This window comes from Streptomyces sp. NPDC017936 (assembly GCF_044328485.1).
Taxonomy (GTDB): Bacteria; Actinomycetota; Actinomycetes; order Streptomycetales; family Streptomycetaceae; genus Streptomyces.
This window is the reverse complement of sequence record NZ_JBIRHK010000005.1, coordinates 193,188-215,808: the sequence shown is the minus strand read 5'-3', so window position 1 is coordinate 215,808 and position 22,621 is coordinate 193,188. Positions and strand designations below refer to the sequence as shown.

The 22,621-nt window shown below is 74.8% G+C and carries 19 protein-coding genes; 7 read left to right on the top strand and 12 right to left on the bottom strand.

The window, feature by feature from the left end:
* Nucleotides 1–241: 241 nt before the first annotated feature.
* The gene (locus ACH4F6_RS12760) at nucleotides 242–1,429 is read left to right on the top strand and encodes a flavin-containing monooxygenase (RefSeq protein ID WP_397960071.1); all 1,188 of its coding nucleotides are present in this window, start codon (nucleotides 242–244) and stop codon (nucleotides 1,427–1,429) included.
* 155 nt (nucleotides 1,430–1,584) lie between these two features.
* Here the strand turns inward: ACH4F6_RS12760 and ACH4F6_RS12755 are convergent, their stop codons facing one another.
* The gene (locus tag ACH4F6_RS12755; protein ID WP_397960069.1) at nucleotides 1,585–2,892 is read right to left on the bottom strand and encodes an MFS transporter; all 1,308 of its coding nucleotides are present in this window, start codon (nucleotides 2,890–2,892) and stop codon (nucleotides 1,585–1,587) included.
* A 71-nt stretch (nucleotides 2,893–2,963) separates the two neighbouring features.
* Between ACH4F6_RS12755 and ACH4F6_RS12750 the strand changes: the two genes are divergently transcribed.
* A complete protein-coding gene (locus ACH4F6_RS12750; protein WP_397960067.1) occupies nucleotides 2,964–3,986 on the top strand; it encodes a GlxA family transcriptional regulator in 1,023 nt (340 codons plus the stop codon).
* 865 nt (nucleotides 3,987–4,851) lie between these two features.
* Here ACH4F6_RS12750 and ACH4F6_RS12745 read toward each other — a convergent pair.
* The 3 genes from ACH4F6_RS12745 to ACH4F6_RS12735 form a co-directional block, all read right to left on the bottom strand.
* Complete coding sequence (locus ACH4F6_RS12745; protein WP_397960343.1) at nucleotides 4,852–5,370, bottom strand: ATP-binding protein; 519 nt, start codon at nucleotides 5,368–5,370, stop codon at nucleotides 4,852–4,854.
* Between the two features lie 847 nt (nucleotides 5,371–6,217).
* Nucleotides 6,218–6,730: an EF-hand domain-containing protein gene (locus ACH4F6_RS12740; RefSeq protein WP_397960065.1), complete on the bottom strand. Its 513-nt coding sequence runs from the start codon at nucleotides 6,728–6,730 to the stop codon at nucleotides 6,218–6,220.
* Between the two features lie 245 nt (nucleotides 6,731–6,975).
* Entirely contained in the window at nucleotides 6,976–7,350 is a 375-nt protein-coding gene (locus ACH4F6_RS12735) for an STAS domain-containing protein (protein WP_397960063.1), read from the bottom strand.
* Nucleotides 7,351–7,696: 346 nt separating this feature from the next.
* Between ACH4F6_RS12735 and ACH4F6_RS12730 the strand changes: the two genes are divergently transcribed.
* Nucleotides 7,697–8,278 carry a sigma-70 family RNA polymerase sigma factor gene (locus ACH4F6_RS12730; protein WP_397960061.1) on the top strand — a complete coding sequence of 194 codons (582 nt, stop codon included), beginning with the start codon at nucleotides 7,697–7,699 and terminating at the stop codon, nucleotides 8,276–8,278.
* Entirely contained in the window at nucleotides 8,275–9,531 is a 1,257-nt protein-coding gene (locus ACH4F6_RS12725; protein ID WP_397960059.1) for a maleylpyruvate isomerase N-terminal domain-containing protein, read from the top strand. Before ACH4F6_RS12730 ends, ACH4F6_RS12725 begins: the two co-directional genes overlap by 4 nt.
* Before the next feature lie 41 nt (nucleotides 9,532–9,572).
* On the opposite strand, the gene purU is transcribed toward ACH4F6_RS12725, so the two are convergent.
* Both purU and ACH4F6_RS12715 read right to left on the bottom strand, forming a co-directional pair.
* On the bottom strand, nucleotides 9,573–10,457 hold the full coding sequence (gene purU, locus ACH4F6_RS12720; protein WP_397960057.1) for a formyltetrahydrofolate deformylase: 885 nt from the start codon (nucleotides 10,455–10,457) through the stop codon (nucleotides 9,573–9,575).
* Nucleotides 10,458–10,564: 107 nt separating this feature from the next.
* Nucleotides 10,565–11,068, bottom strand: coding sequence for a hypothetical protein (locus ACH4F6_RS12715; RefSeq protein ID WP_397960055.1), 504 nt, complete (start codon nucleotides 11,066–11,068; stop codon nucleotides 10,565–10,567).
* A 117-nt stretch (nucleotides 11,069–11,185) separates the two neighbouring features.
* Here ACH4F6_RS12715 and ACH4F6_RS12710 point away from each other — a divergent pair, with 117 nt between their 5' ends.
* Nucleotides 11,186–12,502 (top strand): ABC transporter substrate-binding protein, encoded by a 1,317-nt coding sequence (locus ACH4F6_RS12710; RefSeq protein ID WP_397960053.1) that lies wholly within the window; start codon nucleotides 11,186–11,188, stop codon nucleotides 12,500–12,502.
* A gap of 76 nt (nucleotides 12,503–12,578) precedes the next feature.
* Here the strand turns inward: ACH4F6_RS12710 and ACH4F6_RS12705 are convergent, their stop codons facing one another.
* Both ACH4F6_RS12705 and ACH4F6_RS12700 read right to left on the bottom strand, forming a co-directional pair.
* Nucleotides 12,579–14,177, bottom strand: coding sequence for a hypothetical protein (locus tag ACH4F6_RS12705; protein WP_397960051.1), 1,599 nt, complete (start codon nucleotides 14,175–14,177; stop codon nucleotides 12,579–12,581).
* A 200-nt stretch (nucleotides 14,178–14,377) separates the two neighbouring features.
* Nucleotides 14,378–15,763 carry a transcriptional regulator gene (locus ACH4F6_RS12700; protein WP_397960049.1) on the bottom strand — a complete coding sequence of 462 codons (1,386 nt, stop codon included), beginning with the start codon at nucleotides 15,761–15,763 and terminating at the stop codon, nucleotides 14,378–14,380.
* A 321-nt stretch (nucleotides 15,764–16,084) separates the two neighbouring features.
* On the opposite strand from ACH4F6_RS12700, the gene ACH4F6_RS12695 reads away from it, so the two are divergent.
* Nucleotides 16,085–16,747 (top strand): bifunctional DNA primase/polymerase, encoded by a 663-nt coding sequence (locus ACH4F6_RS12695; RefSeq protein WP_397960047.1) that lies wholly within the window; start codon nucleotides 16,085–16,087, stop codon nucleotides 16,745–16,747.
* A gap of 476 nt (nucleotides 16,748–17,223) precedes the next feature.
* Here the strand turns inward: ACH4F6_RS12695 and ACH4F6_RS12690 are convergent, their stop codons facing one another.
* Nucleotides 17,224–18,159, bottom strand: a complete 936-nt coding sequence (locus tag ACH4F6_RS12690; protein ID WP_397960045.1) for an alpha/beta fold hydrolase — start codon at nucleotides 18,157–18,159, stop codon at nucleotides 17,224–17,226.
* A 634-nt stretch (nucleotides 18,160–18,793) separates the two neighbouring features.
* Entirely contained in the window at nucleotides 18,794–19,486 is a 693-nt protein-coding gene (locus tag ACH4F6_RS12685) for a metal-dependent transcriptional regulator (protein ID WP_397960043.1), read from the bottom strand.
* 246 nt (nucleotides 19,487–19,732) lie between these two features.
* Here ACH4F6_RS12685 and ACH4F6_RS12680 point away from each other — a divergent pair, with 246 nt between their 5' ends.
* A complete protein-coding gene (locus tag ACH4F6_RS12680) occupies nucleotides 19,733–20,488 on the top strand; it encodes an SIS domain-containing protein (protein ID WP_397960041.1) in 756 nt (251 codons plus the stop codon).
* 70 nt (nucleotides 20,489–20,558) lie between these two features.
* Here ACH4F6_RS12680 and ACH4F6_RS12675 read toward each other — a convergent pair whose 3' ends face one another.
* Entirely contained in the window at nucleotides 20,559–21,989 is a 1,431-nt protein-coding gene (locus ACH4F6_RS12675; protein ID WP_397960039.1) for a PAS domain-containing protein, read from the bottom strand.
* A 112-nt stretch (nucleotides 21,990–22,101) separates the two neighbouring features.
* Nucleotides 22,102–22,305: a hypothetical protein gene (locus ACH4F6_RS12670; protein ID WP_397960037.1), complete on the bottom strand. Its 204-nt coding sequence runs from the start codon at nucleotides 22,303–22,305 to the stop codon at nucleotides 22,102–22,104.
* Nucleotides 22,306–22,621 lie beyond the last annotated feature (316 nt).

The following is a 22,621-nucleotide window of genomic DNA, read 5'->3' as shown; positions in this document are numbered from 1 at the left end:
CCCCGGTCCGTCCGTCCCCGACGGCGGGCCCCCGATCACGGCGTCCGTTTCCCGTCATGAAATCCGACGCCGTCCCCGCGACGCCGGGCTCCAGCGCACCTGGACCCGGCGTCGCGGTCCCGCCGCATCCGGTGCGGAACGTCACCGGCGCAGCCGGCATCCCCCCAAGCGTGATCAATCCGCAACCAATTCCGGTCTTGACCGAGACCCATCAACTCGGTGCGTGATTACGCTCGCGCACATGGTCGACTCCACACCGTCCGCGCACCCGTCCGCGATCACCACCGCGAACCCGGCCGACCGGCCGGTCTACGTCATCGGCGGCGGCCCGGCCGGGCTCGCCGCCGCGTACGCGCTGAAGGCCCGGGGGATACGTGCCGTCGTGGTGGAGCGGGCCGACACGGTCGGCGCGTCCTGGCGGCGCCACTACGACCGGCTGCACCTGCACACCACCCGGCGCCTGTCGGCCCTGCCCGGGCTCGCGATGCCGCGCCGGTTCGGACGGTGGCCCGCCCGGGACGACGTGGTGCGGTACCTGGAGAAGTACGCCGAGCACCACGAGCTGGAGCTCGTCACCGGCGTGGAGGTCTCCCGCGTCGACCGCACCCCCGACGGCACCGGCTGGCTGCTGCACGCCTCCGGCGGGCGCGAGCTGACCGGCTCGGCGGTCGTGGTCGCCACCGGCTACAACCACACCCCGCACCTGCCGGACTGGCCGGGCCGCACGGCCTGGTCCGGTGACCTCACGCACGCCTGCGCCTACCGCGACGGCACGCCCTACGCCGGCCGGGACGTCCTGGTCGTCGGCGTCGGCAACACGGGCGCGGAGATCGCCGTCGACCTGGTGGAGAGCGGGGCCGGGCGGGTGCGGCTGGCCGTGCGGACCGTCCCGCACATCGTGCGCCGGTCGACCGCCGGCTGGGCCGCCCAGTACAGCGGCATCCTCGTGCGCCGGCTGCCGGTCGGCCTCGTCGACCGGCTCAGCCGGGTGATGGCCGGGGTCAGCGTGCCCGACCTGACGGCGCACGGCCTGCCGCGCCCCGACACCGGCCTGTACACCCGGGTCCGGCAGGGGGCGATCCCCGTGCAGGACGTCGGTCTGATCGACGCCGTGCGCAAGGGGAAGGTCGAGATCGTGGCCGCCGTGGAGGGCTTCGAGGACGGCGAGGTCCTGCTCGCCGACGGCACCCGGATCTCGCCCGACGCCGTCGTCGCCGCCACCGGATACGTGCGCGCCCTGGAGGGCCTGGTCGGTCACCTCGGCGTCCTCGACGACCGCGGTCTCCCGCTCGGCCACGGCGCCCGCGCCCCGAAGGACGCGCCCGGCCTGTACTTCACCGGCTTCACCACGCCGATCAGCGGCACGCTGCGGGAGGTCGCGCGCGACGCGGAGCGGATCGCGAAGGCCGTGCGCCGCCGGCTCGCCTGACGCCCCCGCTCGCGGCACGCGCGCCGGTGGCGGCCGGCGCGTCGTCCCGGGCCTCCGTGCGGCGCCGGAAGGAAGCGCCGGCGGGACCGCGGCCCGCCGGGCCGGTTCGCCTCCGGGCCCGCCCCGGGGGCCTCGGTCCCGCTCCGGGGCCTGTCCTAGGCGATCGCCGGCGCCGGGACCGGTGCCGTCGGCCGCCGCCTGATCACCAGCGCCATCAGCGCCGCCGCCGCGCACAGCGCCCCGGACGCGTACCAGACCACGTCGTAGGAGCCGAAGACGTCCCGGGCGAGGCCGCCGAGGAAGGCGACCAGGGCCGCGCCGACCTGGTGGGCGGCGAGGACCCAGCCGAAGACGATGGCGCTGTCGTCGCCGTACTGCTCCCGGCACAGGGCGAGGGTGGGCGGCACGGTGGCGACCCAGTCGAGGCCGTAGAAGACGATGAAGAAGATCATCGGGGGGTGGACCGAGGGGCCCAGCAGCATCGGCAGGAAGAGGAGCGAGACCCCCCGCAGCGCGTAGTACACCGCCAGCAGCCGGCGCGGCGCGAAACGGTCGGTGAACCAGCCGGAGGCGATCGTGCCGACGACATCGAACACGCCGATCACCGCGAGCAGCGAGGCCGCCGCCGTGACGGGCATGCCGTGGTCGTGGGCGGCGGGCACGAAGTGGGTCTGGACCAGGCCGTTCGTGGACGCGCCGCAGATCGCGAAGGTGCCGGCGAGCAGCCAGAAGGGGCCCGTGCGCAGGGCGGAGAGCAGGACCGTGACCGTCCGGCGCGCGGCCCCCGTGACCGGGGGCGGCTTGGGGACGAACTCCCGCGCGCCGTACGGCTTCATCCCCACGTCGGCCGGGTGGTCGCGCAGCAGCAGCCAGACGAAGGGGACGACCGTGAGGGCGGCGAGGGCGACCGTCACGGCCGCGGGGCGCCAGTCGTACCGGGTGACCGTCCAGGACAGCAGCGGCAGGAAGATCAGCTGGCCGGAGGCGGAGGCCGCGGTGAGGATGCCGCTGACCAGACCCCGGCGCTCGGTGAACCAGCGGTTGGTGACCGTCGCCGCGAAGGCCAGCGCCATGGAACCCGAGCCCAGGCCGACCAGCAGGCCCCAGTACAGCAGCAGCTGCCAGGCCGCCGTCATCCACACCGTCAGCCCCGAGCCGACGGCGATCACGGTCAGCGCGACGGCCACGACCCGGCGGATGCCGAAGCGGTCCATCAGCGCGGCCGCGAACGGCGCGGTGAGCCCGTACAGCGCGAGGTTGACGGAGACGGCCGCGCCGACCGTGCCGCGCGACCAGCCGAACTCCTGGTGCAGCGGGTCGATGAGCAGGCCGGGCAGGGAACGGAAGGCCGCCGCTCCGATGATCGTGACGAAGGTGACGGCGGCGACGAACCACGCGCGGTGGATCCGCGTCGGCCGCTCGTCCCGCCGGCCGGCTGCTGGGGCTTCGGTTGTCTGGCTCACGCCCTAGAGCTTCGGGCACCGGAACACGCCCATCGAGTGGCCCGAAGGACACTGTTCGCTAGGATCGGGCCATGGAACCGAGCCCCGGCCCGCGCCCGCACCGCGTCGTCGTCCTGGCCCTCGACGGACTGCTCCCGTTCGAGCTGGGCATCCCGCACCGCATCTTCGGCCGCCCCAAGGGTCCCGACGGACGCCCGCTGTACGAGGTCGTGACCTGCTCGGTCCGCCCGCCCGGCCCGGTCGAGACGGACGCCGACTTCGCCATCCAGGTCGAGCACGGCCCGCAGACCCTGGCCACCGCCGACACCGTGGTCGTCCCCGCCTCCTACGAACTCGGCCCGGTCTTCGAGGAGGGCGTGCTCACCGAGGAGCTGGCCGCCGCCCTGGCGCACCTGCGCCCCGGCACCCGCCTCGCGTCCATCTGCACCGGCGTCTACGTCCTCGCCGCCGCCGGCTTCCTCGACGGCCGGCCCGCGACCACGCACTGGGCCGACGCCGCGCGCCTCCAGCGGCTCTTCCCGCGGATCGACGTCGACCCGGACGTGCTGTTCGTCGACGACGGCGACGTGCTGACCTCGGCGGGCGTCGCCGCCGGCATCGACCTGTGCCTGCACATGGTCCGCCGCGACCACGGCACCGCCGTCGCCAACGAGGTCGCCCGCCGCACGGTCGTGCCGCCGCACCGCGACGGCGGGCAGGCGCAGTACATCGAGCGGCCCGTCCCGCATCCGCAGCAGGCCACCACGACGGGGGCGCGGGCCTGGGCGCTGGGCCGGCTGCACGAGCCGATCCAGCTGCGGGACATGGCCGCGCGGGAGTCCATGTCGGTGCGCACCTTCACCCGCCGCTTCCGCGAGGAGGTCGGCGTCAGCCCGGGCCAGTGGCTCACCCGGCAGCGCGTCGAGCGGGCCCGGCACCTGCTGGAGTCCACCGGCCTGTCCGTCGACCAGGTCGCCCGGGACGCCGGCTTCGGCACCGCCCAGTCGATGCGGCAGCACCTCCAGGCGGCGCTGGGGGTGACGCCCACGGCCTACCGGCGGACGTTCCGGACCGAGGCCGGGGACGCCGCGCCGGTCCCCTCCCGTCTTCGCTGACGGTCCGTCACTTCTTCTGCCCCGCCCGGCAGTCCGGGATGTCCTCGGGGTGCCGGCACTCCCGCCGCCTTCCGGGCCGGGTCGTCCCGAAGGGGTGGGCGCCGTCGGCGACCGCCGTCACCTCGCACGCCCTCGACCGGTCCCGGGCGCGCACCGGCAGTCCCGGCGACGGACGCGCGTACCCGCCGCCCGCCGCCGGTGGCCCACGGCTGCCCGCGCACGCGCCCGACCCGGTGGAGACGCGGACGCTCCGAGGCCGGGACGGGAATCCCGAGAAGTTGTCCACAGCCTGTGGACAAAAAGGCCGGTGCGCGCCCCCACCGCCGACGGCACCCGAGCCGTTCACCGGCGGAACCGGACTCCGCCGACCCCGACAGCCGTTCGCCGACGGGACCGAACTCCGGTGGTGGCGGCAGCCGTCCGTCGGCAGGGCCGAACTCCGCGGGTGCCGGCGGCCGTTCCGCTGCGGCGGGAACGCCGGATGGTGGCGCGCCGCGGTCCGCCCCGAGCACGGCGCCGCACGCCACCATCCGACTCGGCGTACCCCCACCCCGCTCCCGGCCGTGCTCGAGCGGGGAGATCCCCACCGGTCCTCTTCGACCCCGGGGGATCCGACGCCGGATCAGCGACCCGCACTCGCCGAGGACTCCCGTCACCGGAGCCCTCGCCGTCCCCTCGCGGCGATTCGCTGACCACCAGCGTGATCACCTGGACACGCGGCGTCAACACCCGTTCGACGTTTTGTCAGTTACACCCTGCTCATCGTGGGCGCGCACGGAAGCACGCCCGGGCGCACCGACGCCCGACGGGAACGGACCGACAGGGCTTTCTGCACCCGTGCACCGCCGCCTTCGCCCGGGCGCCGTCACACGGCCTCGTACGCGAGCCCCTCGTACGTCGGCTCCTGATACGCCACCGCCGGCTCGGGAAGGGGCCCGCTCGCGCGGCCCGCCGCGCTCCCGCACTCCACCGCCTCCACGCGCGGCCGCGCGCAGCGGTCGAGTTCGCACCAGATCCGCTTGCCGGGGCCCTCGACGGTCCAGCCCCAGCGGTCCGCGAGACCGTCGACGAGGGCCAGGCCCCGGCCGCCCGTGGCGTCGTCGCCCGGACACCGGGGGACGGGCGCGCGGTCGCTGCTGTCGGCCACCTCCAGGCGGACGGTGCACTCCCCGGCCCCCTCACCCGCGCAGCACGGCAGGGAGAGCCGCAGCACGGCGGGACAGCCGGTGTGCACCACGGCGTTGGTGACCAGTTCGGAGACGAGCAGGACCAGCGTCTCGGCGAGCGCCTCGTCGGCCCCTATCCCGGACCCGGCGAGGCGCGAACGGGCCCACTTCCGGGCCCGACCCACCTCAGCGGGGTCGGGCCGGATCTCCAGCTGCACTTGAAGCACCTGCACCGCTCACACCATCCGAACCGGCGGACACATGGCCGCGCGCCACGTGAGCCACGCGAGCACCATGACGACGAGGGCCACGATCGTAGCCATTTTCTGCATGGCCAGAACAACGGCCAGAGGCAGGGTGACGGAACGTGATTCCCTTACGAGACAGCTTGGTTGACGTACAGTCACCCCAACAAGCGCTTCGGGCATATTCCAGCGCGAAGGAGTACTCGTGCGGCATACTGTGCGACGCTCACTCCAGGGAGTCGAACAGACGGGGCTCCTGCGCGCATCCGCCCTGGCGGCAGGGGTGTGCACCACGGCGACCGGCACCGCCCCAGGGGCATCGCCGGCACGGCTCGCGCTCGGAACCACTCGCATCTCACAGACGGTACCCGAGCGACTCCCCGACTCCGGGCCGTGACGGGTCACGGCCCGGACACAACCGTTTTTCACCCTCCGTGATTCCGGTATGCCACGATCCGCGACACCGGGCCCGACGGCCCGCCATCACCGCAGGCCGGCACCCCGATGTCCGGTCCCGGTCGACAGGTCCACCGTCATCGGATCGTCACTCTCCGTAGCGCCGCCGGTGCGACGGGTGCCCACCCGGGCCCGCTTCGGCGACCGGTCGGTGAACGGGTCCGCGCGGTGGTCGAACGCCCCGCCGGCACCGGCTCCTTGGTCCGGGGGAGGTGGGGGCGGTGAAGCGCGCCGCTCGTCGACGGCACGTCGGGAGCGTCCAAGTACCGCCCAGGGGAAGGGTGTTCGGCGGGGAGGGGCCCCGAGGCGGGCGGCCCCCGGGCCGGCCGAGCCGGGTGCGCGGGCGAGTGGGCGAGTGGGCGGGCTACTCCGGCACGGTGAAGTAGCGGGCGAACGCCGGCACGACCTCCGCCTCCCCCACCTTGCCGTCCGCGTCCGTGTCGAGCGCCGCCGCGGCCGCCCGCGCGGTCTCCTCGTTCGCGCCGAGGGCCTTGAGGACGCGGACGGTGTCCTCGATCGTCGCGCGGCCGTCCCCGTCGGCGTCGGCGACGTCCAGCGCGGCGTGCAGGAAGGGGCGGGCGATCTCGGCGAACCGTTCCGGGTTGTCCCGCAGCCGCTTGACGGCGCCGTGGACGAACTCGTCCCGGGTGATGCGCTGGTCGCCGTCCCGGTCCGCGATCCCGGCCATGCCCTGCCAGAAGGCCTCGGCGCCGGCGTACAGGGCCTGCCCCTTGTCCGACCGGGCCGGCGTACCGAACTCGGCGAGCAGCGCCTTGGCCGCGGCGCCGAAGTCCTCACGGTCGATGTAGCCGTTGCCGTCCTGGTCGAAGGTGGCGAACCGGCCGGCGATCCTGCGCTCGTACTCGCTGCTGACCATGTCTCTGAGTCCGCCTTACGTCGTCGCGTCGGGGTGCTTCCGGCAGGGAGCGTACGACGCCGGCGACGCTCCGGCAGCGGGAAGACGGCCGTTGTGCCAAGACCGGGGGAATTTCGGGACAGGCGTGTGGCCGGGCCGTGATGTGATCCACTGCCGGACGCGGCGGGCGGCGACGGGGGAGCTCACAGCGGTGCCGCCCGCCGGGTGCCGCTCGCTCCGGACGACGCTCCCGGCCGCCGCCCCGGTCACGCCGACAGGGGCTCCGTCCCGTCGTCCACGGCCTCCTCGACGTCGCCGTACACGTCGAAGAGCCGGCGCACGCCCAGCGCGCCCAGGACCCGGTTGACGTGGGAGTCCTCCACGACGCCGCGCGCCGGCAGGATCAGGCGCAGGCGGCCCCGGCAGGAACGGATGAGGCGGCGGGCGGCGATCAGGACGCCGACGCCGCTGGAGTCGCAGAAGTACACCTCGGAGAGGTCGAGGACGAGACGGTGACGGCCTTCGGCCACCACGTCGTGCACCCGTTGGCGCAACACGGGCGAGGTCACCAGGTCCAGCTCGCCCGACACCCGGAGCACGGCCCACTCGCCCCGCTCGCCGCCGGTCACTTTGAAGGCCACCACAACGCCCTTCGCTCGCCGTGAACGGAAGCCGTCCCTTCGCTTCCTTGCAGCGCGGCTGCCCAGCGGCGTTGCCCCGAAACACCGCACACAAAACCGGAACTTAAGCAAAGAGGCTTGTTCCAGTCGCATTCAGTCCCGTTCGATCCTTGTCGATCAGGAAGGTTCGAGCCGGAGCCGTCCCGTTCCGCCCCGGCGCCAGGTGACCGGTGCCCCATACCACCGTCCGACGCGCGGGGGGCGCACATTGGCACAAAGGGGCGTGCGTCATCGGACGTGCCGACTACATTCGAGGTGACGGCGGACGCACGCTGGTACACGGGCACGAGCACGGTGAGGGGGCCGTATGGCGGAGAAGGACGCACCGCCCCGCTGGGACCGCAAGATGCAGCAGCGGCTCGCCCGCGGCGAGGCGGCCGCCCTCGGCGAGCTCTACGACCGGTTCGCTTCGCTCGTGCACGGCCTCGCCCACCGCGTGCTCGGGGACGAACGAGCCGCCGACGGCATCACCCGCGAGGTCTTCGCGCAGATCTGGGAGCACCCCGACGCCTACGACCCCGGGCAGGGCCCGCTGCGCACCTGGATGGCCGCCCTGACCCACCGCCTCGCCGTCCAGCGGCTGCGCGCCACCGAGACCGCCGCCCTCGCCCGCGGCGGCCCCGGCACCGCCGAGGAACTGGAGGACAAGGTCCGCCGCGCCTCCGTCGCCGCCCGCGCCGACTACATCGTCCAGTCCCTGCCGACCCCCCTGCGCGCCGCCCTCGAACTGGCCTACTTCCAGCGCCGCGACTACCGCCAGACCGCCGTCGACCTCGGCGTCACCGAGGACGAGGCCCGCCGCCGGCTCCGCCTCGGCCTGCAGCTGCTGGCCACCGCCCACGACGCCGCCGCGCCGGGGGCGCCGCCCGGCTACGGGGGTGCGGCGTGAGCGACGCGGAGCACCTCCGGCCGTACGCGGGGCACGCCGTGCCGTACGGCGACGGACCCGGCGCGTACGGCCCGGTCCCCGGCGGCGGCCGGCGCACCGCCGGGGAGAAGACGACGCCCGCGGACACGCCCTTGCCCGCGCCCCTCCGGCTGGAGCACCCGGTGCTCACGTCGCTGCTGGGCGCGTGGGCGCTGGCCGCCTGCTCGGCCGAGGAGACCGCCGCCGTCGAGGACCACCTCGGCGCCTGCGGCACCTGCGCCGACGAGGCCCGGCGGCTGCGCGAGGCGGTCGGCCTGCTCCAGCGCCCCGAGAGCCTCGACCTGGACCCCGGCCTGCGCACCCGCGTCCTGGCGGGCTGTCTGGACCGGCGCCCGCCCCGCGTCCCGGTGCCCGAGTGGGCGGCGGCGTACGACGCCGAGACCGCGCGCCTGGACGCCCTGCTCCAGGACTTCGGGGACGCCGAGTGGCACGCGCCCGTGCGCCTGCGCTGGTTCCGCGACGAGGGCGGGGCGAGCCGCCGGACGACCGTGGCCGGGGTCATCGCGCACCTGCTGGCGGTGGACGGGCTCGTCGCCGTCGCCCTGGGCCTCGACGACCCGCTGGCCGGGGACGGGCCGGCGGGGACGCCCGCCGAGCGGACGGAGGCGTTCTGGGGGGCCTCGCGCTTCCCGCCGACGCGTTCGGTGCGGGGACCGTGGCGGGAGCAGACCCACGCCGTCGTCCGCACGCTCTCCTTCACGGGCGGCGGCCACGGCACGCTGCCGGTGCCGTACGGCGGGTTCGAGCTGCCGCTGCGGGACGCGCTGCTCGACCGGGCCTTCGAGTGCTGGGTGCACGCCGAGGACATCGCGGAGGCGGTCGACTACCCCTACGCGCCGCCCGCGCCGCGCCACCTCCACGGCATGATCGACCTGGCCGCCCGCATGCTGCCGGGCGTCCTCGCCGAACGCCGTCGCGCGGGGCTCGCCGCACCGGCCGCCGGCCGGCACCTGGCGCCCGCCGGACGGCCCGGCCGCAGCGTGCGGCTGGAGATCGAGGGCCTGGGCGGCGGCGAGTGGCTCATCCCCCTGGACTCCCCCGCCGCGGTGGGCTCCGCCGACCACGAGGTGGCCCATGTCGCCCTGGACGACGTCGAGTTCTGCCGGCTGGCGGCCGGGCACGTGTCGCCGGAGGAGGCCGCGGCGGGCCGGCAGGGCGACCGCGCGGCGATCACCGACGTACTGCTCGCCGCGGCGTCCTTGAGCAGGATGTAGCCGGCCGGCCGGACGCAGGGACGGGCGACGGGCGACGGGTGCTAGGCGAACACGACCGTCCGCCGGCCGTTGAGCAGGATCCTCCGCTCGGCGTGCCACTTCACGGCCCGCGCCAGCGCCTGGCACTCCACGTCCCGCCCGACGGCGACCAGCTGGTCCGGGGTGACGTCGTGGCCCACCCGCTCGACCTCCTGCTCGATGATCGGGCCCTCGTCGAGGTCGGCGGTGACGTAGTGCGCCGTCGCGCCGATCAGCTTCACGCCCCGCGCGTGCGCCTGGTGGTACGGCTTGGCGCCCTTGAAGCTCGGCAGGAAGGAGTGGTGGATGTTGATGATCCGCCCGCTGAGCTGCTTGCAGAGGTCGTCGGAGAGGACCTGCATGTAGCGGGCGAGGACGACCAGCTCGACGTTCTCCCCGCGGACGATCTCCAGGAGCCGGGCCTCGGCCTCGGCCTTGTTGTCCCTCGTCACCGGGATGTGGTGGAAGGGAATGTCGTAGGAGGCCACCAGCTCGGCGAAGTCGGTGTGGTTGGACACCACCGCCGCGATCTCCACCGGAAGCGCGCCGGTACGGGCGCGGAAGAGCAGGTCGTTCAGGCAGTGGCCGAACCTGCTGACCATCAGCACGACGCGCATCTTCTCGTCGGCCCGGTGGATCTGCCAGTCCATGTGGAAGGAGTCGCCGATCGCCGCGAAGCTCGCCCGCAGTTTGTCCACGGTCACCGGCGCCTCGGCCGAGAAGTGGACGCGCATGAAGAACAGACCCGTGTCGTGGTCGCCGAACTGCTGGCTGTCCTCGATGTTGCAGCCGGTCATGAAGAGGTAGCTCGACACGGCGTGCACGATGCCCTGCTTGTCGGGGCAGGAGAGCGTGAGGACGTACTGGTCGGCGGGCGCCGCCGGGGATCGGGTGGACTGCTCAGTCATGCAGCACAGGGTCTCACGCCGGTGCGGGCCCCGGGGAAGTCCGTCCGCAGGACGGACCCTGCGGGCCCCGCCCCCCTGGCCCACGAGCCGCGTACGCGGCCCCGGACCTACGCGGACCGGGTGAGGATCCGCAGCACCTCGAGCGTGCGCGGCGGCGCGTCCGGGTCCTCCCCGTCGGCCGCGGCCATGCGGACGTGGGCGTCGCGGGCCGCCCGCACCGCCTCCGGCCACGCCTGGTGGTCGAGGTAGGCGGAGACCGGCGCGTCCGGGCCGACCTGGTGCATGATCCGCAGCACGCGCAGCACGGCCGTGTCGACGAGCGCCGCCTCCTGCGAGTCGCGGAAGATCGTGCCGACGTACTTCTCGGCGGACCAGTTGTCCAGCCAGGTGTCCTCGACCAGGCGGTACACGGCGTCGGTGACGTCGCCGTACCCGTCGGCGCCGGCCAGCCAGACCTCCCGCTGGAACAGTGGATCGGAGAGCATGTGCAGCGCGGAGCGCACATTGCTGCGCCAGCGCCACCACGGCATGTCGTTGAGTGGCATGCCGCCCATGGTGGAGGAGCGACGGCCGCGACGGGAAGAGTTCTCCGAACCTTGCTGCACGGTCATCGATCGTACGTTCCCCGTTCCGGCGGCCTCACCCGCCCCGGCAATTCACCCGCACGTCACCGTGCGTCCACCGGAGGTCACTCCAGGGTTGGTGATGTGACGGAACCGTGTGTGTCCATGACCGGCGAGCGACACGCGCGAAGCACCTCCCTCCCCAGGTTCCTCCGCGGCACCGGGCCCGTCAGAGCCACCGTCCTGTCGGCGGCGGCGCTGGCGGCCTGTGCGTCGCTCGCCGCCGGATGCGGGATCGTCCCCGGTGCCACGGGGGGCTCCGGGGACGACCCGATCATCGTCATGACCTGGGCGCCCGAGGACACGGCCGCCACCAACAAGCCCGGCATGCCCGCCTTCGCCCGCGCCTACGCCCGCTGGGTCAACGCCAACGGCGGGCTGGGCGGGCGCAAGCTGACGGTGCTGACCTGCAACGACCACAACGACACCGTGAACGCCGCGAAATGCGCCCGGCGCGCGGTCAAGGAGGGCGCGGTCGCCGTCGTCGGCTCGTACAGCCAGCACTCCGAGTCCTTCCTCCCCGCGCTGGAGGGCGCCGGCATCCCCTACATCGGCGGCTACGGCGTCACCAACGCCGAGTTCACCAGCCCGCTGTCCTACCCCGTGAACGGCGGCCAGCCCGCGCTGCTGGCCGGCCTCGGCAAGGAGCTCGCCGCGGTCTGCGGGCCCGTCTCGCTGGTCCGCCCCGACACCATCGCCGGCGACGCCCTGCCCGCCATGCTCGACGCCGGTCTGAAGGCGGGCGGCCACGACGCCTCCGCCGACCAGCTGGCCCCGGAGGACGCCACGGAGTACTCGGCGCAGGCCGAGGCGGCCCTGGAGCGGGCGACCCACGACGACGGCGGCAAGGGCTGCGTGGTGCCCGCGCTCGGCGACCGCACCAGCACCTTCATGGACTCCTTCCGCCGCAACCGCGAGGACCACCCCGCCGTGCGCACCGCGACGGTGCTGGGCAGCGTGGACCAGACGGTCCTCAACTCCACCGGCGGCACGTCGAGCCCGTTCGAGGGGGCGTACGTCACCGGCTGGTACCCGGTGGCGAGCGACTCCCGCTGGGACGCGATGAAGAAGGTCATCAGCGAGCAGGCCTTCTCCGACACCCGCATCGACGCGGCGGACACCGGTGTGCAGACCACCTGGATCGCGTACCGCGTGTTCCAGCGGGTCGTGGAGTCGCTGGGCGGCGGCCGGGTGACCGCCGACAGCGTGCGCGGCGCGCTGGACGACGGGCTCGAGATCAGCACGGGCGGGCTGACGCCGACCCTGCGCTGGGGGTTCTCCGACAAGCTGGCCGCCATCGGCTACCCGCGCCTGGTCAACGCCGACGTAACGTTGCAGACCGTGAAGCAGGGCCGGCTGGCGGCCGCCAAGGCCGGCTTCGTCGACGTGACGCAGACGCTGGAGAACGCGGACGTCGAGTGAGCCCGCGGGGCACCGGGGAGCCCGGCGCGCCGGGGCCGCGGACGGCCCGGGACCGCGGACGCCCCGGGCGGCCGGCTCAGAGCTGGGTCGGCTGGCGCTCCGTCAGGCCGTACTTCTTCGCGATCTCGTTCCACACCTTGGCGGCCTTGCTCTTCTGGGTGCTGGCGGTGCCGCTCGCCCGGTTGCCGGCCTGCGTCTCCTGCGTGGTGCGGGCGGTGCCCTTCTTGCAGTTCTGCTTCTTGTTGCCGGCGACCTGGTCGGCCCAGGCGGCGTAGTGGTCGTCGGCGGACGCCGAGGCCTGCCACGCCTTGGTGAGGGCGGTGGTCAGCTCGGTGTGGTTCGGCAGCTTGTCGACGCCCAGGCCGGACAGCTTGGTCACCAGCTCGTTGCGCTGCTTCGCCGCGTCCCGCAGGTCGGAGGCGGCCTGCGCGAGGTCGGTGCACGCCTTCACGTCGGCCACCGCGCTGATCACCGTGGCCCGGCTGCTGCCGCTGTCCGCGAGCAGCTCGTCCAGCGCGGCCGCCTGCTGCTCGGCCGGATCGGCGGACGCCGAGGCGGACTGCTCGCCGGCGGGCACGGACGCGGCGACGGTCTTGCCGTCGTCGCCCTCGTCGCCGCCGCCCCCGCCCGCGAGCAGCGCGCCCGCGCCGATCCCGACGACGGCGATGGCCACGCCGACCGCGGCGAACAACGGCAGCCGCGACCCGGTACGGCCGCCTCGGCCGCCCCCGTGGTCGTCGTCCCGCACACCGCGTCGGCCCGCGCCGGTGCCGGGCGGGGAGTAGGAGGGCCGGTCGGCGGAGTAGCCGTGTCCGGCGCCGTGACCGCCGTGGCCGCCGTGCCCGCCGGGGGCCTCCGGCTCCGAGAACCGCGGCATCTGCGCCGTGGACGCGGCCGGGCCGTCGTCCCCCGGACCGCCGCGGAACAGGTTCTCGAACTCGGCCGGCGGCTGCCGGTCCGCGCCTCCCCCGCCGTACGGCGCCTGGCCGGTCACCGGCGGGATGTACTGCGTGGCCTCGGCGTCCGGGTGGGGAGCGCCGGGCGGGGCTCCCGCGCCCGGCACGGGGCCGGCGCCCGGCATCGGCTCCGGACCGTTCCGCGGGGCGTGGCCCAGGAAGTGGGTCGACTCCGACGGGGTCTCCGGCGGCAGGGCGCCCGGCGCCACCGGGGGCAGGTACTGGGTCGCGCCCTCGTCCACGGGGGCGGCGGCCGCGACCGGCGGCAGGTACTGCGTGGCGCCCTCGTCCACCGGGGCGGACGGAACGGGCGGTATGTACTGGGTGGCGCCCTCGTCGGCCGGCGGCAGCGGCGCGGACGGTACGCCGTAGCCGTACGACGGGGCCGGGGCGCCCTCGGGGGGCAGCGGGGCGGCGGGGCCGGACGGGCCGCCCCACGCGTCGGGCGCCGTCTGCCGCTGGGCGTCCCACTGCTGGTCCGCCGGCGGCGGCCAGCCCTGGCCGGCCGGCTGCTGCTGTTCGGGACCCCACGGCCCGCCCCAGGTCTGCCCGCCCGTCGGCGCGGCCGCCGACGGGTCCTGCTGTCCGTACTGCGGCCCGCCGCCGTAGGCGTTGTGCGTCGTGCCCGGCAGCAGGGGCTCCCCGCCGTCGGAGGGCAGCACGATGCCTTCGCGCGCGGGCCGCGCCGAGGGCTCCTCGCCCTGTCCGCTCTGCGTCACCGGGACTCCTACGAATGGGGGACCTTCGGAATCGTCGGCTCACGCTACCGGGTCCGCGGAACCCCGTGCCACGCAGCTCAGGACGTGACCTCCCTCCCAACGGGGTGAGAGGGGGAACGGAAGCGCCGCGCGCCGCGTCCGCCGCCCGCCGCGCGACGGCGTTCCGCCGCCCGGCCGTCGGAATCCGGCGCCCCGTCCGGTCAGGCGGCGGCCTGCAGATCCAGGCGCGCCCCGAACTCCCTGACCACCGGCTCCTCCCGGAACGGCTCCAGCCGCTGCTGGAGGTCCTCCAGGTACTCCGCGCCCCGGTTGGAGCGGAGCGTCTCCAGCAGCTCCACCGCCTTCGTGCCGGTGGTGCAGGCCTGTTCCACCTCGCGTTGCTGGACCTGCGCCGTGGCCAACAGCACATATCCGATGGCCCGCCGCCGCGCCCGGCTCTCCGGGTGCCCGGCCAGGGACTGCTCCGCGTACCGCGCCGCCGCCTCGGCCTGCCCCAGGTCGCGGTGACAGTGCGCCAACTCGTCGGCCAGGTAGGCCTCGTCGAAGTGCGCGATCCACGCCGGGTCGTCCCCGGCGGAGGCGTCGGACGCCTCCAGCGCCGACACCGCCCGCCCGGCCGCCGCCTGCGTCGCCCGTACGTCGCCCATGAGGGCGTGTCCGCGCGCCTCGGCCGCGTGGAACATCGCCTCCGCGCGCGGTGTCACGCGCCCCCGTGCTCCCTCCTGCGCCGCCCGCGCCAACTGGGCGATCTCGCGCGGGTTCCCGAGCTGGGCGGCGAGGTGGCTCATGGAGGCGGCGAGGACGTAGCCGCCGTAGCCGCGGTCACCGGCCGCCTGGGCGAGGCGCAGCGCCTGGATGTAGTAGCGCTGGGCGAGGCCCGGTTGTCCGGTGTCCACGGCCATGTAGCCGGCCAGTTCCGTCAACCGGGCCACCGAGGCGAAGAGTTCGCGTCCCACCGCTTCCCGGTAGGAGCCGGCGAGCAGGCCGGAGACGACGCTGTTGAGGTAGTGCACGACGACCGGACGCACGTGCCCGCTGCCGTGCTGGTGGTCGAGGTCGACCAGCGCCCGCGTCATCGCGTTCACGGCCGCCACGTCGGACAGGCCCACCCGGGGGCCCGCCGAACGCGCCACCTGCGCGTCGGGCGAGGAGATCAGCCAGTCGCGGCTCGGCTCGACCAGCGCCGAGGCGGCCACGGACGACCCGGTGAGGAAGTCCCGGCGGCCCACGTCGCTGCGCCACAGCTCGCAGACCTGCTCGATGGCCCCCAGCACCGTCGGCGAGAACTGGAGACCGACGCCCGACGCGAGGTTCTTGCCGTTGGCCATGCCGATCTCGTCGATCGTGACCGTACGGCCGAGCTTGCGGCCCAGGGCCTCGGCGATGATCGCCGGGGCGCGTCCCCGTGGCTGCTGTCCGCGCAGCCAACGGGCCACGGACGTCTTGTCGTAGCGCAGGTCGAGGCCGTGCTCGGCGCCGCACATGTTGACGCGGCGGGCGAGTCCGGCGTTCGAGCAACCCGCTTCCTGGATGAGCGCCTGCAGCCGTTCGTTCGGCTGCCGCGCGACGAGAGGCCTCGCGGCCATGGGCAGTACCCCCTTGTCCTGGCGGCTCGCCTTCGGCTCGCCCGCCGTGTGGCTGCGGTGCCTTCCCACGCACCGAGTCGACGTGTCTTCCACCGGGAAGTTCCGGCCGTGAAGATCAATGCCCCGCGGATACGACGAGAATGCGAGGCATGCGAGGATTGCCGGGGTAAAGGCGGAAGCCGACCCCCAAGCGTGACTACCCGCTGCCGCGCCCCTTCTCCCTGCGCGCCCCCTCCCGTGCACCCATGCGCCCCGGACCCGGAACCGGTGCTCCTCCCCCGCGCACGCGGGCGGGCGTAACCCCTGGTGACGCCCGGAGTTGTGTTCATCGTGGAAGAGACCATCGCGGGCACCGAAGCCGCCCAGATCCCGAAGCAGCGCGGAGAATCCCTGCTGGAGACCGCTGTTCGCTACGTCGAGGAACGTCACTGGGACGTCTTCCCCGGCACCTGGCTGGAAGCCGTCGACGGGGTGCAGCGGTGCTCCTGCGGCGACGCGGCGTGTCCGGAGCCCGGCGCCCATCCCGCGCTGCCGGACCGGGCGACGCGGGCGACGGGCAGTGCGGCCGTCGCGCGCCGGATGTGGCAGGCGCAGCCGACGGCGTCGATCCTGCTGCCCACCGGCCGGACGTTCGACGCGATCTCCGTGCCGGAGACGGCGGGGTGCCTGGCGCTGGCGCGGATGGAACGGATGGAGTCGACGCTGGGGCCGGTGACGCTGACACCGGACCGCCGGATGCGGTTCTTCGTGCTGCCGGGTGCGTCGGTGAAGGCGCCGGAGCTGATCCGCAGGCTCGGCTGGTCCCCGGGGTCGCTCGATCTCGTCGCGCTGGGCGAGGGCGCGTACGTGGCCGCGCCGCCCACGCGGTTCGGGTCGCGGGGGGCCGTGCAGTGGGTCTGCCGGCCCACCGCGGCGAACCGGTGGCTGCCGGACGCGGAGGAGTTGATCCCACCGCTCGCCTACGCGTGCGGGCGGGACCGGTAGGGGCGCGTCCCGCCGGGTCGCCGTCCGGCGCGGGCGGGCGCGGGCGTCGGCGCGGCCGGTCGCGCCGACGCGGCGGAGCCACGCGTCCGGGGCGGTCGCGCGCCCGTCGAGGTCGGCTGTCGTCCCGCGGGGTTCGCGCACGACCTCTGATGCGGCCGTCGCCGCCGTCCGCGTGCGTGCGGCGGCTCGGGAGGCGGTTCGGCCGGCGGGCCGCCGGCGGCGGCGCCGGTCCCGGCCCGCCCATGGGGGATGTTCGACGGGCTCGTCGGGTCCCACGGGGCCGGGGGGACGACCGCTTCGTCGACGGCGACCGGGTCGGGCCGGGCCGCGAAGGGACGCGGTGCCCGGCGCGGGGCTCCGCGGCACCGCGACGGGGCGCGGGGAACCGCGCGCGGCCCCGGCCACGGCCGCAGCCGCCGACGAGCCGCGGCCACGCGGACGCGGGGGCGCCCGCCCGTGGCCTCACGCCGTGGCCCTCACCGCGTGAGCGCGCCCTCCAGGAACGGCTCGATCGCCGCCCGCCAGGCCTCCGGCTGGTCGTAGTGGACGAAGTGGCCGGCGTCGGCGACCTCGGCGTACTCACCGCGCGGGAGGACGCGGACCATCTCCTGGGCCTCGGCGCGGCCGAGTTCGCCGTCGAGGCCGCGCACCACCAGGGCGGGGCAGCGGACTTGGGCGAGCTCCTCCCAGTGCGCGTCGTGGACCCAGGTCTCGCGGGACTTCAGCATCTGCTCGGGATCGAAGACGGGGCGCCAGCCGTCGGCGGACTCCTGCATCACCTCGGCGTAGAACGCGCCGCGCGCCGGGTTCGGGCGCTCCACCCACGGGTCGTCCTCGCCGAACCACTTGCGGACGTCGGCGAGGGTGGCGAAGGGAACGGGCCAGGACGCGAACCAGTCGGCCCACTCGCGCTGCGAGGCCGCGCCGAGGGGGGAGGCCCGCATGTCGCAGATGACCACGCCGGAGACCAGGTCGGGGCGCTTGGCGGCGAGCTGCCAGGCGGTCAGGGCGCCCATGGCGTGGCCGACGAGGACGGCGGGGGCGAGGCCGAGCTGTTCGAGGGCGGCCTCGGCGTCCTCGACGTAGGCCTCGCGCGTGAAGGCGGCCTGTGGGGGTTTCTCGCTCTGGCCGTGGCCGCGCTGGTCGAGGGCGACCGCGCGGTACCGTCCGGAGAGCCAGCGGGCGGTGGACGCCCAGTGCGAGGCCCGGCCCATCAGGCCGTGCAGTAACAGGACGCCGGCGGTCCGGTCGGGGTCGGCGGGCCCGGACGGCGTCGCCCGCGCCCCGGACGACTGCGCCGGAATCGTGGGTTCCGACCCGTTCTCCGACGGGTCGCCCTTGGGCGGGTCGCCGAACTCCCAGGCGGCCAGGCGCACTCCGCCCACCCCGGTCACGTCGATGCGTCGCGCCACAGGTCCTGGCACCCCCCTTCGCTCCGCCCGGACCCCTCGCTCCCGCTCGGGCCGGCCGGTCCGGTCACGCGTCGTGTCTGCCGTCGTACCGCTGTGCTGCCCACTGCCTTCGCTCATCGCATGCCCTCAAGGGGGTCCGTCACCCACGCGGTCCGTCACCCGCGCGCACTGCCACGCGCACGATCCGTCATACCGCACTTCGCCGCCCACGGGGCGCCGTCACACGCAGGCTATCGAATGCCTATTCGAAAAAACGCGCGTCCGCCGCCAACACCCCTCGTTCGAGTGACCATGCGCGAGGAATGATCGCCGCCGCCGAGGGGAGATCTTCAGCAGGAGGCGGACCGCTCGGGGAAACCGGTCCGAGGGGAATGACCCTGAGAGCTCGGGGCTCCGGGTCAGCACAGGGGAGGACAGGCCCCGGCGCCGTGCGGCGCCGGGGCCCTTCCCTTGTCCGCGGCACACCATCCCGCCCCCTCAGGTCATATGCCTCACGCGACAGACTGGCACGCGAAGCGCCGGAGCGCTGCGATTCGAGGCACGGAATCCCCGATCCGACGACACCGGCGAACACCTCGACGACACCGGCGGTCAGGGGAGTCGAACGACGCCCGGCGTCCGGCCGGCGCCGCGCTCAACGCTTGGCGACGAACACGTGCGAGGCGACGTCCGACTCCAGCTCGGCCGCCTCACCGCCGCTGCCCACCAGCACCCCGCCGGCCGACTCCGTGACGCTCACCACCGAACCGGGCTGCACTCCCGCCCGGCGCAGCGAGTACATCAACTGCGCGTCCGTCTGGATCGGCTCGCCGATGCGGCGGACGACCACCGTCTTGCCCTCCGCACCCGGATCGAGGTCGGCGAGCGACACCATGCCCTCGTCCAGGAACGGGTCCGCGCCGTCCTTCTCGCCCAACTCCTCCAGGCCCGGGATCGGATTGCCGTACGGCGACTCGGTGGGGTGACGCAGCAGCTCCAGGACGCGGCGCTCCACGGCCTCGCTCATCACGTGCTCCCAGCGACACGCCTCGGCGTGCACCTGCTCCCACTCCAGGCCGATCACGTCCACGAGGAGACACTCGGCGAGGCGGTGCTTGCGCATCACGCGCGTCGCCAGCCGGCGGCCCTCGTCCGTGAGTTCCAGGTGCCGGTCGCTGGCCACGGCGACCAGGCCGTCCCGCTCCATGCGCGCCACCGTCTGGCTGACCGTCGGCCCGCTCTGGTCGAGCCGCTCGGCGATCCGGGCGCGCATGGGGACCACACCTTCCTCCTCCAGCTCGAGGATGGTGCGGAGATACATCTCCGTGGTGTCGATCAGTCCGGACATACGTGCCCCTCGATGAGATGTGCCGAAGGCTCGACGGCTCTCCGGCGCGTGCGCTGGCCCTGGCCTCAATTCTGCCGGATACCACCGACAAGCGTGCCGCGCCGCCCGAACACCGCGGTCACGTCGCGCCCGGGCGGCGCCGGAGCACCGCCCTCCCCCGGCCGCGGCGCCGTATTGACAGCGCGCTGGTCCAGACCGCACGGTGATCCGCGACATGGACACCGGACAGGCAAAGGGGCCCTTCGGATGAGCGACCGCACGCCCGCCGGGCAGTTCTTCGACGCCGCGATCGGCCTGCTGCACCGGGTCCGCGAGGAGGAGGCCGGGGCCATCGAGGCCGCGGGCGCCCTGCTCGCCGACACCGTGGTCCGCGGGGGCCGCCTCTTCGCCTTCGGCGCCGGCCACTCCTCCCTGGCCGCCCAGGACGTCGTCTACCGGGCCGGCGGGCTCGCCCTGATGAACCTGCTCGCCGTTCCCGGCACCGTCGGCGTCGACGTCGTGCCCGCCACCCTCGGCTCCGCCCTCGAGCGCGTCGAGGGTCTGGCGGGCGCCGTCCTGGAGACCTCCCCGGTCCGCGCCGGCGACGCCCTCGTGATCGTCTCCCTGTCCGGCCGCAACGCCCTGCCCGTGGAGATGGCCCGCACGGCACGCGCCCTGGGCCTGAAGGTCATCGGCGTGACGTCGGTGGCCTACGCGACGGAGACGACCTCCCGGCACGCCTCGGGAACGTTCCTCAAGGACCACTGCGACCTCGTCCTGGACTCCAAGATCTCCGTCGGCGACGCCGAGCTGACCCTCGACACCGTCCCGGCGCCCTTCGCCCCCGCCTCCACGGTCGTCACCACCGCCCTGCTCCAGGCCGTCATGGCCACCGCCGCCGCCTCCCTCGCCGACCGCGGCGTCGAGCCCCCGCTGCTGCGCTCCGGCAACGTGGACGGCGGACACGAGTGGAACGGACGGATCATGGAGGAGTACGGGGACCGGATCTTCTACCGGCGCTGAGCCGTACGGCACCGCGCCCGCGCCGGCACGGTCCACCCCGCCCCTCGCCCCCCGGCTCGCTCGCGCCCCCTCAATCGCACGGGACGCCCTCGCCCGCTCCCGGCGGCCCCGCCAGGTCCAGGGCCGCCGCGATGCGGACGGCGACGTCCTCGGCGTACGTCGCGTCGGACCGTTCGAACGCGGTGCGGGCGGCGCCGCGCAGGAACGTCACGACACCGAGCGTGCGGCCACGGCTGCGCAGGACGGCGCACAGGGCGTGCACGGTGTCCTCGGGCCACTGACGCACGCGCGCCCACTCACCGGCCTGATCCGGCGCCGCCGTGCCCGACGAGGCGCGCACGGAACCGGCGCGGGCCACGCACTGCAGGGCCGGATGCCCCTCGGCATAGCGCACGGGCAGCCCCGCGTGGCCGGTGAGCGCGCTGGGCCCGGGGCCGCCCGAGGGCGTGGCCGCCGCCCGGACCAGCCGCACCGGCGCACCGGCGTCGCCGTCCGCCGCCGGGGGGCCCGCGACCCGGTCGATCACGGCGTGGTCGGCGAACCCGGCGAGCGCGAAGTCGAGGTGCACGGTGGCCGCCTCGGCCGGGTCCTCGCACTCGGCGGCCGCCCGGGAGGCCCGGTGCAGCTGGTTGGCGCGGAAACGCAGCAGCGCGGCCTCCTGCTCGCCCCGCTTGGCCTCCGTGACGTCCTGGAACAGCCAGCCGACGCCGAGCGGCACCGGCTCCTCGGCCAGCGGCGAGGCCAGCCGCACGAAGCCGCTGCGCCAGCAGCGCCGCTTCTCCCCGTCCGGGGTGCGCACCCCCACCCACATCTCGGCGGGCGCCGGCGGGGCGCCCTCGGCCAGGACGTGCGTCAGCGCGTTCTCCAGGTCCTCGACGCCCCGGGTGAGCAGCTCGCCCAGCGGGCGGCCCAGGACGGCCGTGCGGCCGGTGCCGAGCGCACGGGCCGCGTGCGCGTTGACCACGGCGGGGCGCAGGTCGGCGTCGACGAGCACCACCCCCCAGGAGGCGTCCTCGAACAGGGCCTCGCTGAGCGCGATGGAGCGCTCCAGGTCGATCTGGGCGTGCACCTCGCTGAAGGCGCAGTACAGGCCGGCCGCCCTGCCGTCGGGGCCGCGCACGGCGGCGGACTGGGTCCGCACGAGCACCCGGCCGCCGTCCTTCGTGACCAGGGCGAACTCGTGCACCTGCCGGCCCGGCGCGTGCATGGCGGACATCAGGCGGCCCTCGACCTCCCCGGCGTCCGCCTCGCGCGCCGCCCACCCGGCGAAGCCACGACGGCCCACGGCCTCCTCTGCGGCCCAGCCGAGGATGCGCTCCGCCTCACGGTTCCAGTGGGTGACCACGCCCTCCGCGTCGAAGGCGCACAGGGCGGCGTCCATCCCGTCGAGCAGCGCGGCGAGCAGGTCCGCCCCGTCCGGGCCGACCGGACCGGGGCCGGGCCGCTCGGGCTCGTCCGGCCCCAGCTCGTCGGTGGCCCCACTACGCCGGGAAGCACTCACCTGGACCCCCTGCAGGTTCGCTCACTTGCCCTTATTCAACTCGAACGTGACGCAGCCCACATAGGGTTCCCGCAAGATTGCAGAGGAATCGCCACGGCACCGGCGGAGCCCGTCAGGCGGCCGCGAGCCGCAGGTCGGCCCGCAGATCGCTCCCGCCGTCCCGCACGTACCGCCCGGCCTCCACGAAGCCGCGCGCCACCGCGAACCGCAGGCCGCCCCCGCTCGCGGCCGGCACGCACGTCTCGATCCCGCGGGCGCCCGGCACCCGCGCGTGCGCGAGGCCGCGGTCACCCGCCCCGGCGCGGGACGGGCTCATGTCGCGGACCGACCACGACGGCCGGCATCTCGAAAAAAGGGCTTGAGCCACCGCAGATCGCTTCTTAAGGTAGCGAGCACACGAGAAGGGAGGTGGTTCGGCAGATGTATGAAAACCGGACGCGTGAGGTGACTGCGGGCTAGCGGCTCGCCACCACACCCAGTGCGGTGCCGGACCAGCGCGTGAGAGTCGCGTGCAGCCGGCCCAATCCCCAGCAGTCACCCGACCCGCGAGTCGCCGGTACGTCCGGCCGGCCCCTCCTTTGGAGGACCAGGCTCGCGGGTCGTCTGCGTTTCCCGGGGCCTTCTCCGCCCGC

What these genes read in the sequence shown, in the direction of transcription:
- ACH4F6_RS12760 (WP_397960071.1), top strand. Translation starts at nt 242, where the DNA reads ATGGTCGACTCCACACCGTCCGCGCACCCGTCCGCGATCACCACCGCG.
- ACH4F6_RS12750 (WP_397960067.1), top strand. Translation starts at nt 2,964, where the DNA reads ATGGAACCGAGCCCCGGCCCGCGCCCGCACCGCGTCGTCGTCCTGGCC.
- ACH4F6_RS12740 (WP_397960065.1), bottom strand. Translation starts at nt 6,730, where the DNA reads ATGGTCAGCAGCGAGTACGAGCGCAGGATCGCCGGCCGGTTCGCCACC.
- ACH4F6_RS12730 (WP_397960061.1), top strand. Translation starts at nt 7,697, where the DNA reads ATGGCGGAGAAGGACGCACCGCCCCGCTGGGACCGCAAGATGCAGCAG.
- purU (WP_397960057.1), bottom strand. Translation starts at nt 10,457, where the DNA reads ATGACTGAGCAGTCCACCCGATCCCCGGCGGCGCCCGCCGACCAGTAC.
- ACH4F6_RS12715 (WP_397960055.1), bottom strand. Translation starts at nt 11,068, where the DNA reads ATGACCGTGCAGCAAGGTTCGGAGAACTCTTCCCGTCGCGGCCGTCGC.
- ACH4F6_RS12710 (WP_397960053.1), top strand. Translation starts at nt 11,186, where the DNA reads ATGACCGGCGAGCGACACGCGCGAAGCACCTCCCTCCCCAGGTTCCTC.
- ACH4F6_RS12700 (WP_397960049.1), bottom strand. Translation starts at nt 15,763, where the DNA reads ATGGCCGCGAGGCCTCTCGTCGCGCGGCAGCCGAACGAACGGCTGCAG.
- ACH4F6_RS12685 (WP_397960043.1), bottom strand. Translation starts at nt 19,486, where the DNA reads ATGTCCGGACTGATCGACACCACGGAGATGTATCTCCGCACCATCCTC.
- ACH4F6_RS12680 (WP_397960041.1), top strand. Translation starts at nt 19,733, where the DNA reads ATGAGCGACCGCACGCCCGCCGGGCAGTTCTTCGACGCCGCGATCGGC.
- ACH4F6_RS12670 (WP_397960037.1), bottom strand. Translation starts at nt 22,305, where the DNA reads ATGAGCCCGTCCCGCGCCGGGGCGGGTGACCGCGGCCTCGCGCACGCG.